Below are 12,316 nucleotides of genomic sequence, written 5' to 3'. Positions count from 1 at the left end.
TATAGTTTGTCGGGTTTTATCCCGAACAGTGATCTGGGTCACGATAACAACATTTATTTAATTTTTAATCATTTAATTTGACAATCATTCAACAAAGTTGTTACAAACATCACTAGGAAAAGCATATAATGCGTAAAAGTTATGAAGTCAGTATTTCACCTAAGATTAACTTATGTAACAGTGTGGAAGTATTGACCAATTCATTCGGGACAGTTATTAGTGGTAGACAAGTTTAATAATTCGGATTGCTAAGTACTTGATTCGCCATTTATTCGTCATCAATGGATCCTTTACCTGCAAGCGCCCAGAGCTCTGTACCCAGGTTTTCCCCTCTTTCACAGAGCGGCGAGCCAAATAACAAACGGGTAAAGCCAGGTTGATGTGCGAAGGCAAATTTAAGTTCCGGCAGTCTTACGCAATAAGGCGCTAAGGAGACCTTAAATGGCTGATACAAAAGCAAAACTCACCCTCAACGGGGACACAGCTGTTGAACTGGATGTGCTGAAAGGCACGCTGGGTCAAGACGTTATTGATATCCGTACTCTCGGTTCAAAAGGTGTGTTCACCTTTGACCCAGGCTTCACTTCAACCGCATCCTGCGAATCTAAAATTACTTTTATTGATGGTGATGAAGGTATTTTGCTGCACCGCGGTTTCCCGATCGATCAGCTGGCGACCGATTCTAACTACCTGGAAGTTTGTTACATCCTGCTGAATGGTGAAAAACCAACTCAGGAACAGTATGACGAATTTAAAACTACGGTGACCCGTCATACCATGATCCACGAGCAGATTACCCGTCTGTTCCATGCTTTCCGTCGCGACTCGCATCCAATGGCAGTCATGTGTGGTATTACCGGCGCGCTGGCGGCGTTCTATCACGACTCGCTGGATGTTAACAATCCTCGTCATCGTGAAATTGCCGCGTTCCGCCTGCTGTCAAAAATGCCGACCATGGCCGCGATGTGTTACAAGTATTCCATTGGTCAGCCATTCGTTTACCCGCGCAACGATCTCTCCTATGCCGGTAACTTCCTGAATATGATGTTCTCCACGCCGTGCGAACCGTATGAAGTTAATCCGATTCTGGAACGTGCTATGGACCGTATTCTGATCCTGCACGCTGACCATGAACAGAACGCCTCTACCTCCACCGTGCGTACCGCTGGCTCTTCGGGGGCGAACCCGTTTGCCTGTATCGCAGCAGGTATTGCTTCACTGTGGGGACCTGCGCACGGTGGTGCTAACGAAGCAGCGCTGAAAATGCTGGAAGAAATCAGCTCCGTTAAACACATTCCGGAATTTGTTCGTCGTGCGAAAGACAAGAATGACTCTTTCCGTCTGATGGGCTTCGGTCACCGTGTGTACAAAAACTACGACCCACGCGCCACCGTCATGCGTGAAACCTGCCACGAAGTCCTGAAAGAGCTGGGCACGAAGGATGACCTGCTGGAAGTGGCTATGGAGCTGGAAAATATCGCGCTGAACGACCCGTACTTTATCGAGAAGAAACTGTACCCTAACGTCGATTTCTACTCTGGTATCATCCTGAAAGCGATGGGTATTCCGTCTTCCATGTTCACCGTCATATTCGCTATGGCACGTACAGTTGGCTGGATCGCCCACTGGAGCGAAATGCACAGTGACGGCATGAAGATTGCCCGTCCACGTCAGCTGTATACCGGCTATGAAAAACGCGATTTTAAAAGCGACATCAAACGTTAACTGCTGATTCCTAAGCAGTAAATTCTGTTAACCCGCCTTTAAAAGGCGGGTTAATTTTTATCTACCTGAACACAAAAAAATGTAAAAATAAAATTAATTAACCGGCTGACATTAATATTGCAAAATAATAGAATTGTTCATTTTATCGGCAAAATAATAAGTTTTAATTAAGGTATCTGCTTTTAGTTACATTTATAACCTCATGAAAATGAGGTATATCTCTCTCATTCCCCCGATAACATTCATTAAATTATTAATTCATCACATCAATTAGTTAACCTTGCATTTAATATAATTAATAATATTTTTAAGTAAAACTAAAAACATTCGACAATCAAATAAGATATTCTGATATCGCTATACTTTTTCTATTTCTGTAAAGGACTCAGTTATGTTTAAAGGACAAAAAACATTGGCCGCATTGGCCGTATCTCTGTTATTCACTGCACCGGTTTATGCAGCTGATGAAGGTTCTGGTGAAATTCACTTTAAAGGTGAGGTTATAGAAGCACCATGTGAAATACATCATGATGATATTGATAAAGAAATTGAGCTAGGTCAGGTGACCACCAGCCACATTAATCAGTCTCATCACAGCGATGCGGTTGCTGTCGACCTGCGTTTAATCAACTGCGACCTGGAAAACTCTAATAACGGTTCCGGTGGCAAGATTTCTAAAGTCGCGGTCACCTTCGATAGCTCAGCGAAAACCACTGGCGCAGATCCGATACTCAACAATACCAGCACTGGCGAAGCCACCGGTGTCGGCGTGCGTTTAATGAATAAGGATCAAAGCAATATCATTTTAGGTACTGCTTCTCCGGATATCGACCTCGCACCAACGTCCAGTGAACAAACCCTGAACTTCTTTGCCTGGATGGAACAAATTGATCAAGCGACACCAGTAACGGCAGGGGCTGTTACAGCGAATGCAACCTACGTACTGGATTATAAATAAGCGTTATTGGGCGGCATCACTGCCGCCTTTCTTAAAATATTTATCTGGTATGGACACCGTGAATATTTATCGACTCTCTTTTGTATCCTGCCTGGTCATGGCGATGCCTTCCGCCATGGCGGTTGAATTCAACCTGAATGTCCTCGACAAATCGATGCGTGAGCGCATTGATATTTCATTATTAAAGGAAAAAGGTGTCATTGCTCCCGGTGAATATTTTGTCAGCATTGCGGTAAATAATAACCAAATCAGTAATGGGCAAAAAATTAACTGGCAAAAAAAGGGTGACAATACCATTCCGTGCATCAATGATTTATTGGTCGATAAATTTGGCTTAAAACCTGAAGTCCGTCAGTCATTACCCCTGATTAATCATTGCGTCGATTTTAGCTCCCGACCAGAAATGCTCTTCAATTTTGATCAGGCCAGTCAGCAACTGAATATCACCATCCCACAGGCCTGGCTGGCGTGGCACTCAGATAACTGGACTCCACCCTCCACATGGAAAGAAGGTGTCCCCGGTGTCCTGATGGATTACAACTTGTTTGCCAGCAGCTACCGCCCACAGGATGGCAGCAGCAGCACTAATCTTAACGCCTACGGAACAGCCGGAATTAACGCGGGGGCATGGCGCTTACGCAGTGACTATCAGTTGAATCAAAATGATGGCGATGATAACCATGAGCAGTCAGGCGAAATATCACGTACCTATCTTTTTCGCCCGCTACCGCAATTAGGTTCAAAATTAACCCTCGGCGAAACGGATTTTAGTTCCAATATTTTCGACGGTTTTTCTTATACCGGCGCGGCACTGGCGAGTGACGACCGGATGTTACCGTGGGAACTGCGCGGCTACGCTCCACAAATTAGCGGTATTGCACAAACCAATGCCACCGTCACCGTGAGTCACTCAGGGCGAGTTATTTACCAGAAAAAAGTCCCGCCAGGCCCGTTTATCATTGATGATCTGAATCAGTCCGTCCAGGGGACACTGGATGTCAAAGTGACGGAAGAAGATGGTCGGGTGAACAATTTCCAGGTTTCGGCAGCATCGACGCCTTTCCTTACGCGCCAGGGGCAGGTTCGCTATAAACTTGCTGCCGGTCAGCCGCGAACATCTATGTCTCATCAAACTGAAAATGAAACCTTTTTTAGCAATGAAGTTTCCTGGGGGATGCTGTCAAATACCTCGCTGTACGGCGGCCTGCTGATTTCGGGTGACGACTACCATTCTGCCGCAATGGGTATCGGGCAAAATATGCTCTGGCTTGGTGCATTGTCGTTTGATGTCACCTGGGCCAGTAGTCAGTTTGATACTCAGCAGGACGAGCGGGGCTTAAGTTACCGCTTTAATTACAGCAAACAAGTGGATGCCACTAACAGCACGATTTCGCTCGCCGCTTATCGCTTCTCAGATCGTCATTTTCACAGCTACGCCAACTATCTGGATCACAAATACAACGACAACGATGCGCAGGACGAAAAACAGACGATCAGCTTATCCGTGGGGCAACCGATTACCCCACTGAACCTCAATCTGTACGCCAACCTGCTGCATCAAACCTGGTGGAATGCAGACGCCTCCACGACCGCCAACATCACGGCGGGTTTTAATGTTGATATTGGTAACTGGAGAGATATCTCGATCTCGACGTCATTCAATACAACCCATTACGAAGATAAAGATCGCGACAACCAGATTTACCTGTCGATTTCGCTTCCCTTCGGTAACGGTGGTCGGGTCGGTTATGACATGCAAAACAGTAGCCACAGCACCACACACCGCATGTCGTGGAACGATACGCTGGATGAACGAAATAGCTGGGGGATGTCTGCTGGACTACAATCCGACCGTCCGGACAATGGAGTCCAGGTGAGCGGTAACTATCAGCACCTGAGTTCAGCGGGTGAGTGGGATCTTTCTGGTACTTATGCTGCCAATGACTACAGTTCTGTTAGCAGCAGCTGGAGTGGTTCTTTCACGGCGAGGCAATATGGTGCAGCCTTCCATCGCCGCAGCTCCACCAATGAACCACGCCTGATGGTCAGCACCGATGGCGTGGCAGATATTCCGGTTCAGGGCAATCTCGACTACACCAACCATTTTGGCATTGCAGTGGTACCGCTGGTTTCCAGTTATCAACCTTCCACCGTGGCCGTGAACATGAACGACTTACCCGACGGCGTGACGGTGACAGAAAACGTCATCAAAGAAACGTGGATTGAAGGCGCAATAGGTTACAAATCACTGGCATCCCGTTCCGGTAAAGACATTAACGTCATCATTCGCAACGCCAGCGGTCAGTTCCCTCCCCTCGGTGCGGATATCCGTCAGGATGGCAGCAGCATTAGCGTGGGGATGGTTGGCGAGGAAGGACACGCCTGGTTAAGCGGAGTCGCTGAGAATCAAAAGTTTACCGTGGTCTGGGGTGATAGTCAGCGTTGCTCGATCCATCTTCCTGAACATATGGAAGACACCGCAAATCGCCTGATTTTACCTTGTCATTAATTAAGGAAATGAAAATGACATTTATGAAAGGACTTCCCCTTTTGTTGTTGGTTACCAGTCTGTGTAGCCACGCTGCACTACAACCCGACCGCACTCGCATTGTGTTTAACGCTAATGATAAAGCTACCAGTCTGCGAGTAGATAATCGTAGCGATAAACTCCCCTACCTCGCTTATTCCTGGCTCGAAAATGAAAAAGGGGAGAAAAGCGACGATCTTCTGGTCGCCCTGCCACCGATACAACGTCTGGAACCGAAAGCAACAACGCAGGTGCGGATAGTCAAGCAAGCCTCGACCGCGAAATTACCGGGCGATCGCGAAACGCTATTTTTCTACAATATGCGTGAAATTCCTCCCGCCCCGGAAAAAAACAGCGACCATGCCGTTCTGCAAGTCGCCATCCAGAGCCGTATCAAGGTGTTCTGGCGACCGTCTGCATTACGCAAGAAAGCAGGAGAAAAGGTCGAACTGCAGTTACAGGTCAGCCAGCAGGGCAATCAGCTTAGCTTAAAAAACCCTACTGGCTATTATCTGACCATCGCGTATCTTGGGCGAAATGAGCAAAGCGTTCTCCCGGGCTTCAAAACTGTGATGATTGCGCCTTTTAGTACAGTAAGCACAACCACTGGAAATTATAGTGGCAGCCAGTTTTATCTCGGTTATATGGATGATTATGGCGCATTACGCATGACAACGCTCAACTGTAACGGGCAATGCCGTTTACAGGCGGTGGAGGCGAAGAAATGAGTGCTGGCAAGGGATTGTTGCTCATCATCTGTCTGTTATTTCTACCGTTAAAATCTGCGCTTGCCCTGAACTGTTACTTTGGTTCATCCGGTGGTTCGGTAGAAAAATCGGAATCTATTCAACCATTTGCTGTACCAGGGAATGCCAAACCCGGCGATAAGATCTGGGAGTCTGACGATATTAAAATTCCCGTCTATTGTGACAACAATACCAACGGCAACTTTGAGAGCGAGCATGTCTACGCCTGGGTTAACCCGTACCCGGGAATTCAGGATCGCTATTATCAACTCGGCGTAACTTACAATGGTGTTGATTATGATGCTAACCAGGGAAAAAGCCGCATCGACACTAACCAGTGCATCGACAGCAAAAACATTAATATTTATACCCCTGAGCAGATCATCGCGATGGGATGGCAGAACAAAATTTGCTCTGGTGATCCCAATAATATTCATATGTCGCGTACGTTTCTCGCTCGCATGCGGTTATACGTCAAGATACGAGAGATACCGCCGCATGATTATCAAAGCACGCTCAGCGATTACATTGTGGTGCAATTTGATGGCGAAGGAAGCGTTAATGAGGACCCAACCGCCCAAAACCTGAAATATCATATTACCGGTCTGGAAAACATTCGGGTATTGGATTGCAACGTCAATTTTTCTATTACCCCAGCCAACCAGGTCATTGATTTTGGTAAATTTAATGTACTGGATATCCGGCGACACAACATGACAAAAACATTCGGTATTAAAACGACAAAATCACAAAACGATCAATGTACCGACGGATTCAAAGTCAGCTCCTCGTTTTATACCGAAGAAACGTTGGTTGAAGAAGATAAAGCATTGCTGATTGGTAATGGTCTGAAGCTACGTTTACTGGATGAAAACGCCTCGCCCTATACCTTCAACAAATACAGCGAATATGCCGACTTCACCAGTGACATGCTGATCTACGAAAAAACCTATACGGCTGAACTTTCGTCTATTCCCGGCACTCCCATTGAGGCTGGCTCCTTCGATACCGTGGTGCTTTTTAAGATTAACTATAACTAATTTCCCATGATGCCCTTTGCAACCGAAAGGGCATCTCTTTCAGAAAATTGCTGATTTTCCCCTTTTCCTTGATTGCTGTTATTTTTTCCTGGCCCGGCTTTCTTTATGCTGTATCGATACACCAAAGAGAAAATAATGAGGAAGCGAAGGATGCCAGTTTTGCAGTGGGGAATGTTATGTGTGCTTTCACTTCTCCTTTCTATTGGCTTCCTCGCGGTACATCTTCCGGCGGCACTATTACTTGGGCCAATGATCGCCGGAATCATCTTTAGTATGCGCGGAATTACTCTGCAACTTCCCCGATCCGCTTTTCTCGCCGCGCAGGCCATTCTTGGCTGCATGATTGCGCAAAACCTGACCGGTTCGATCCTGACCACGCTAGCGGTGAACTGGCCGATTGTGTTAGCTATTTTACTGGTGACGTTACTTTCCAGCGCCGTCGTGGGTTGGTTATTGGTGCGCTATAGCTCACTGCCTGGAAATACCGGTGCCTGGGGTTCTTCTCCTGGCGGCGCGGCGGCAATGGTCGCTATGGCGCAAGATTACGGCGCAGATATTCGCCTGGTGGCATTTATGCAATATCTGCGAGTGCTGTTCGTCGCGGGGGCCGCTGTTCTGGTCACCCGCATGATGCTGGGCGATAACGCTGAAGCGGTTAACCAGCAGATCGTCTGGTTCCCGCCAGTGAGCATTAATCTCCTGCTTACGATTTTGCTCGCGGTCGCTGCCGGTACGGCGGGATGCTTGCTACGTCTTCCTTCCGGCACGATGCTCATCCCGATGCTGGCGGGCGCGCTGCTCCAGTCTGGTGAGTACATAACCATCGAACTACCGGAATGGCTTCTGGCGATAGCCTATATGGCAATTGGCTGGCGGATTGGTCTTGGTTTCGATAAACAAATATTACTGCGAGCATTGCGTCCACTGCCACAAATCCTGCTGTCGATTTTTGCTCTGCTGGCTATTTGTGCGGGTATGGCGTGGGGGCTGACCCGGTTTATGCATATTGATTTTATGACTGCCTACCTCGCCACCAGTCCCGGCGGGCTTGATACCGTGGCGGTCATCGCCGCAGGGAGCAATGCCGATATGGCGCTTATTATGGCGATGCAAACCCTACGCCTGTTCAGTATTTTGCTGACGGGGCCAGCCATTGCGCGGTTTATTTCAACCTATGCGCCGAAGCGGTCGGCCTAGTGCTGGCAGCCTGGACACCAGTAAAACGGGCGCGAGGACAACGTGGTTTTCTCAATGATGCTGCCACAACGTTCGCACGGTTCGCCATCACGATGAAAAACCTTAAAGCGAAACAGCGCCCCATGATGTTTATTCTCATCCACCTGCCCCCGCGTAGCGTAAGAAAGTCGAGGAATCTCCAGTAACGCGTGTGCGAGTGCATCCAGTTGCGCCGCATTGAGATCTTTCGCTTTATGATTGCCGGTTAACCCCACCTGCCAGAGGATCTCCACCCGCAAATAATTGCCAAGCCCAGCCAGAAACGCCTGATCGAGTAGTAATCCAGCAAACTGACGGTTACGAAAGCGCGGCGACAATAACCGTTCTTTCACCATTTCCGGCGTCAGATTCGGGTCGAGTACATCGGGGCCAACGCGTTGTAAAAACGGATGCGTGGTCAGTTGTTCCGGAGTCAACATCTCAATATCCGAGGCGCTATAAAGTAGAATGGTTTTGTCGACAGTTTGCAGTTTTACCCGCAATACTCGCGTGGTCTGCGGCTCTTCGCCGGTATCAACCACGCGCCAGACGCCGTAAAGCTGATTATGGCTGTAGAGCGTTAACCCGTTGGAAAAATGAGTTAACAACGCCTTACCTCGCGTTTCCACATGGGTAACGTGTTGACCGATAAGTTGTGATTGATAAGGTTTTAACTGCGGGAAGGCAAACCAGACATCAGTTAGAGGTTTGCCTTTGATCGCCGCCTCCAGGTTATCCGCTGCACGGCGGATCTCCGGGCCTTCAGGCATGGTGATATCCTTTTTTCATTCTTTATTAAGCGGGGTTATGCTGCGACAACAATCCCCTTTTCGGCAAATGTAGAGCGTAGTCGGCGGGCGAACGCCAGTGCGTGTTCTCCATCGCCATGCAGGCAGACCGTTTGCGCCGTGACCGTTGCCCATTCGCCGTTGATACTTTTGACTCTGCCGTGTTGCACCATCTCCAGCGTCTGCGCCAGCGCCTGTTCTTCGTTTTCAATCAACGCGCCAGGCTGACTTCGCGGTACCAGTGAGCCGTCAGCCTGATATCCGCGATCGGCAAATACTTCCTCGCGCGTTGTCAGGCCATATTGCTTGCCTGCACGAATCAGCTCGCTTCCCGCCAGCCCAACGAGAATCAACGCCGGATCGCAAGCGTAAACTGCTCTGGCAATGGCGTCTGCCAGTTGTGCCTCTTTCGCCGCCTGGTTGTATAACATGCCGTGCGGTTTGACGTGACGCATCACGCCGCCTTGCGCGCGAGCAATAGCGGCCAGCGCACCAATTTGATACAGCGTTTGGGCGTAAACGGTTTCCGGCGGCAATTGCATGGCGCTACGGCCAAAATGTTCCCTGTCCGGAAAGCTCGGGTGAGCGCCAATGGCGACACCATTTTGTATGGCGTCACGCACACAAGCCTGCATGGTTTGTGCATCGCCTGCATGAAATCCACAGGCAATATTGGCAGAGGAAACCAGCGTTAATAGCTCTGCGTCGCTGGCACAGCCTTCGCCCAGATCGGCGTTCAGGTCAATTTTCATTGTGCAGCCGCCACGCTAATTGTTCGAAATAACGTTGCTGATCTTGCCGCGCTTTCAGTGCCTCTTCCAGTGAACACTGGACAAAATGAATCGGCTGACCGAGCGGAATTTGCGCCAGATGGTACATATCAGCCTCAATGATACAGGCAATACGCGGATAACCACCGGTGGTCTGTGCGTCGTTCATCAATACAATCGGCTGGCCGTTATGCGGCACCTGCACCACGCCCGGCAACAAACCATGAGATAACAGTTCGCGATCGGTGGTGCGTTTTAAAATTTGCCCCTGTAAGCGATAGCCCATACGGTTACTTTGCGGACTAAGCTGCCACGGCGAACGCCAGAATGCATCCTGCGAGGCGCGATCGAACTCATGATATTCCGGCCCCGGCAAGGCGCGAATGCGGTTGCCCCACAGCAGCTGTTTAACGCCCTGCGCTTCCATAAAATCACGCTTCGATTTACCCATCGGGAGTCGGTCACCATCCTTCAGTAAACGGCCTTCCAGCCCACCAATCCCCACTTTGAGATCGGTACTGCATGACCCCATTACCGGCGGAACATCAATACCACCCGCGACCGCCAGATAACTGCGCATCCCGTGCTGCGGGCGTTTAAGCGTTAAACGCTGGCCTGCTTTCATCGGCAATCGCCAGCCAGTCCAGACGGCATTATCATCCAGCCGCGCTTCGCAACCTGCCCCCGTCAGGGCAAACCAACCATCAGTTTCGAACTCTACCGTTAACTGACCGAGCGTTATCTCCAGCGCGGGGGCATTGGCGTCATTACCCACCAGCAGGTTAGCAATGCGTAACGCAGGCATATCCAGTGCGCCGCAGTGGCTGATACCCGACTGGCGAAAACCGTGACGACCGCCATCCTGCACAGTGGTATACATGCCCGCACGAATAATCTTCAGCATACTCCCTCCTTCTGCGGTACAAAGCGCACGCTGTCTCCCGGACGTAATAAGATGGGTTCGTCACGCGCCGGATCAAACAGGCTGAGTGAGGTATGACCAATCAACTGCCAGCCGCCCGGCGTTGCCAGCGGATAAACACCGGTCTGCGGCCCGCCGATCCCGACAGAACCTGCCGGAACGAGCAAGCGCGGTTCAGCGCGCCGTGGCGTGTGTAGTTGTTCCGGCAAACTCCCGAGATACGGGAAGCCCGGTTGAAAACCTAAAAACCAGACCACGTATTCCACAGAGGAGTGCAATTCAACAACCTGTTTTTCGCTCAATCCACAATGCGCCGCGACCACCGCCAAATCCGGTCCGCCTGCGCCACCGTAAACTACCGGAATTTCAATAAAACGAGACTCCGGCTCCAGCGCCTCACTCTCCTCCCACCAGCGTTGCAAACGCTCTATGGCATCCAGCGCCAGCGACTCAGGATTACGCAAAATCACCGTGATATTGTTCATGCCGGGAATGGCTTCAACCACATTCGGCATATCCACCAGACGCTGCGCCAGTCGCCAGATCCGTTTCTGGCTAGCCAGCGTCACCGGCGGTTCCAGTTCCAGCACTACCGCCGTTTCACCTATCAGATAACAACGCGCTCGTTGCACTTTCGATCCCTCTGATTATTCGTTATGCAGGATTAGGAATATCAATAAAGGTCACATCAAGATCGGTATTTTCATTCAGCCACTCACTCAATGCGCGAATACCACCGCGTTCAGTGGCATGGTGACCCGCAGCATAAAAATGCAATCCCTGCTCGCGGGCTGAATGAATGGTCTGTTCAGAAACTTCGCCAGTAATAAAAGCATCCACGCCAAAACGCGCGGCGCTATCGATAAAACTTTGCCCGCCGCCCGTGCACCAGGCAACGCGCTGAATCACCTCAGGTCCGGTATCTCCACACCATAACGGCTTACGTCCCAGACGCGCTTCAATCCAGGAGGCTAGTTCCAGTCCCGGCACAGGCATGGTCAGCTCGCCCCACGGCACCAACGGCTCAATTTCGCCCATGACCGTGATCCCCAGTAACGCCGCCAGCTGTGCGTTATTGCCCAGCTCAGGATGTGCGTCAAGCGGCAAATGCCAGCCATACAGGTTGATATCATTCGCCAGCAAGGTTTTTAAACGGTTACGCTTCATGCCGCGAATGACCGGAGATTCGCCTTTCCAGAAGTAGCCATGATGCACAATGACCGCATCCGCGCCCAGACGCACTGCCTCATCGAGCAAAGCCTGGCTGGCGGTGACACCGGTAACAATTTTTTGCACCGTCTCTTTGCCTTCCACCTGCAAACCATTCGGCGCGTAATCACTAATCGCCGCGCTGTTCAGTTTTTCGTTAATCAGTTGTTCCAGTTCGGTGTTTTTCATCTTCGCGCCTTCCGTATTCTGATAGCTACACCGTTAACATAGCGTTACCTCGCCTGTTCGTCGATAGCCAATCTTTTGACATATTAAGAAACAAACCCGACGCCAAAAGACGCAAATTGTTTATATCATCACGCTTCAGCTAATGTATATTTATGCAATCAGACAGCATATTGCACAAATAATCAGATCTGTATCAAAGTTTTAACTTTAAGGAAACACAAGCACGC

At 49.7% G+C, this 12,316-nt stretch carries 12 protein-coding genes; 7 read left to right on the top strand and 5 right to left on the bottom strand.

Annotated features, from left to right (window positions below):
- Positions 1–128: 128 nt before the first annotated feature.
- From BEB54_RS28655 to BEB54_RS19685, 7 genes are all read left to right on the top strand, one after another.
- Complete coding sequence (locus tag BEB54_RS28655) at positions 129–236, top strand: hypothetical protein (protein WP_123057340.1); 108 nt, start codon at positions 129–131, stop codon at positions 234–236.
- Between the two features lie 205 nt (positions 237–441).
- A complete protein-coding gene (gltA, locus tag BEB54_RS19710; RefSeq protein WP_000785834.1) occupies positions 442–1,725 on the top strand; it encodes a citrate synthase in 1,284 nt (427 codons plus the stop codon).
- Between the two features lie 391 nt (positions 1,726–2,116).
- Positions 2,117–2,683: a fimbrial protein gene (locus tag BEB54_RS19705; RefSeq protein WP_000472411.1), complete on the top strand. Its 567-nt coding sequence runs from the start codon at positions 2,117–2,119 to the stop codon at positions 2,681–2,683.
- A 49-nt stretch (positions 2,684–2,732) separates the two neighbouring features.
- Positions 2,733–5,192 carry a fimbria/pilus outer membrane usher protein gene (locus BEB54_RS19700; protein ID WP_172953784.1) on the top strand — a complete coding sequence of 820 codons (2,460 nt, stop codon included), beginning with the start codon at positions 2,733–2,735 and terminating at the stop codon, positions 5,190–5,192.
- Positions 5,193–5,206: 14 nt separating this feature from the next.
- A complete protein-coding gene (locus tag BEB54_RS19695; RefSeq protein WP_000143540.1) occupies positions 5,207–5,938 on the top strand; it encodes a fimbrial biogenesis chaperone in 732 nt (243 codons plus the stop codon).
- Positions 5,935–6,996: a fimbrial protein gene (locus tag BEB54_RS19690; RefSeq protein WP_105277499.1), complete on the top strand. Its 1,062-nt coding sequence runs from the start codon at positions 5,935–5,937 to the stop codon at positions 6,994–6,996. Before BEB54_RS19695 ends, BEB54_RS19690 begins: the two co-directional genes overlap by 4 nt.
- A 150-nt stretch (positions 6,997–7,146) precedes the next feature.
- Positions 7,147–8,193, top strand: a complete 1,047-nt coding sequence (locus BEB54_RS19685) for an AbrB family transcriptional regulator (protein ID WP_088541578.1) — start codon at positions 7,147–7,149, stop codon at positions 8,191–8,193.
- On the opposite strand, the gene nei is transcribed toward BEB54_RS19685, so the two are convergent.
- The 5 genes from nei to ybgI are packed head-to-tail and all read right to left on the bottom strand — an operon-like array spanning position 8,190 to position 12,089.
- Positions 8,190–8,981 (bottom strand): endonuclease VIII, encoded by a 792-nt coding sequence (gene nei / locus BEB54_RS19680; protein WP_105277498.1) that lies wholly within the window; start codon positions 8,979–8,981, stop codon positions 8,190–8,192. The two genes, BEB54_RS19685 and nei, sit on opposite strands and share 4 nt — an antisense overlap.
- A 35-nt stretch (positions 8,982–9,016) precedes the next feature.
- Positions 9,017–9,751, bottom strand: a complete 735-nt coding sequence (gene pxpA, locus BEB54_RS19675; RefSeq protein ID WP_105277497.1) for a 5-oxoprolinase subunit PxpA — start codon at positions 9,749–9,751, stop codon at positions 9,017–9,019.
- Positions 9,741–10,673: a 5-oxoprolinase subunit PxpC gene (gene pxpC / locus BEB54_RS19670; RefSeq protein WP_000912727.1), complete on the bottom strand. Its 933-nt coding sequence runs from the start codon at positions 10,671–10,673 to the stop codon at positions 9,741–9,743. The genes pxpA and pxpC overlap by 11 nt, the downstream gene beginning before the upstream one ends.
- Complete coding sequence (pxpB, locus tag BEB54_RS19665; protein ID WP_001188343.1) at positions 10,667–11,323, bottom strand: 5-oxoprolinase subunit PxpB; 657 nt, start codon at positions 11,321–11,323, stop codon at positions 10,667–10,669. Before pxpB ends, pxpC begins: the two co-directional genes overlap by 7 nt.
- 22 nt (positions 11,324–11,345) lie before the next feature.
- On the bottom strand, positions 11,346–12,089 hold the full coding sequence (gene ybgI / locus BEB54_RS19660) for a radiation resistance protein YbgI (protein WP_024230019.1): 744 nt from the start codon (positions 12,087–12,089) through the stop codon (positions 11,346–11,348).
- Positions 12,090–12,316 lie beyond the last annotated feature (227 nt).

This window comes from Escherichia sp. MOD1-EC6021 (assembly GCF_002965245.1).
Lineage (GTDB): Bacteria > Pseudomonadota > Gammaproteobacteria > Enterobacterales > Enterobacteriaceae > Escherichia > Escherichia coli_F.
The sequence above is the reverse complement of the archived record's forward strand: the minus strand, read 5'-3'. Positions and strand labels throughout refer to the sequence as shown.

Coding starts and splice junctions, on each gene's coding strand:
- pxpC (WP_000912727.1), bottom strand. CDS start 10,673: ATGCTGAAGATTATTCGTGCGGGCATGTATACCACTGTGCAGGATGGC.
- BEB54_RS19695 (WP_000143540.1), top strand. CDS start 5,207: ATGACATTTATGAAAGGACTTCCCCTTTTGTTGTTGGTTACCAGTCTG.
- BEB54_RS19700 (WP_172953784.1), top strand. CDS start 2,733: ATGGACACCGTGAATATTTATCGACTCTCTTTTGTATCCTGCCTGGTC.
- ybgI (WP_024230019.1), bottom strand. CDS start 12,089: ATGAAAAACACCGAACTGGAACAACTGATTAACGAAAAACTGAACAGC.
- BEB54_RS19685 (WP_088541578.1), top strand. CDS start 7,147: ATGCCAGTTTTGCAGTGGGGAATGTTATGTGTGCTTTCACTTCTCCTT.
- gltA (WP_000785834.1), top strand. CDS start 442: ATGGCTGATACAAAAGCAAAACTCACCCTCAACGGGGACACAGCTGTT.
- BEB54_RS28655 (WP_123057340.1), top strand. CDS start 129: ATGCGTAAAAGTTATGAAGTCAGTATTTCACCTAAGATTAACTTATGT.
- nei (WP_105277498.1), bottom strand. CDS start 8,981: ATGCCTGAAGGCCCGGAGATCCGCCGTGCAGCGGATAACCTGGAGGCG.
- BEB54_RS19705 (WP_000472411.1), top strand. CDS start 2,117: ATGTTTAAAGGACAAAAAACATTGGCCGCATTGGCCGTATCTCTGTTA.
- pxpA (WP_105277497.1), bottom strand. CDS start 9,751: ATGAAAATTGACCTGAACGCCGATCTGGGCGAAGGCTGTGCCAGCGAC.
- BEB54_RS19690 (WP_105277499.1), top strand. CDS start 5,935: ATGAGTGCTGGCAAGGGATTGTTGCTCATCATCTGTCTGTTATTTCTA.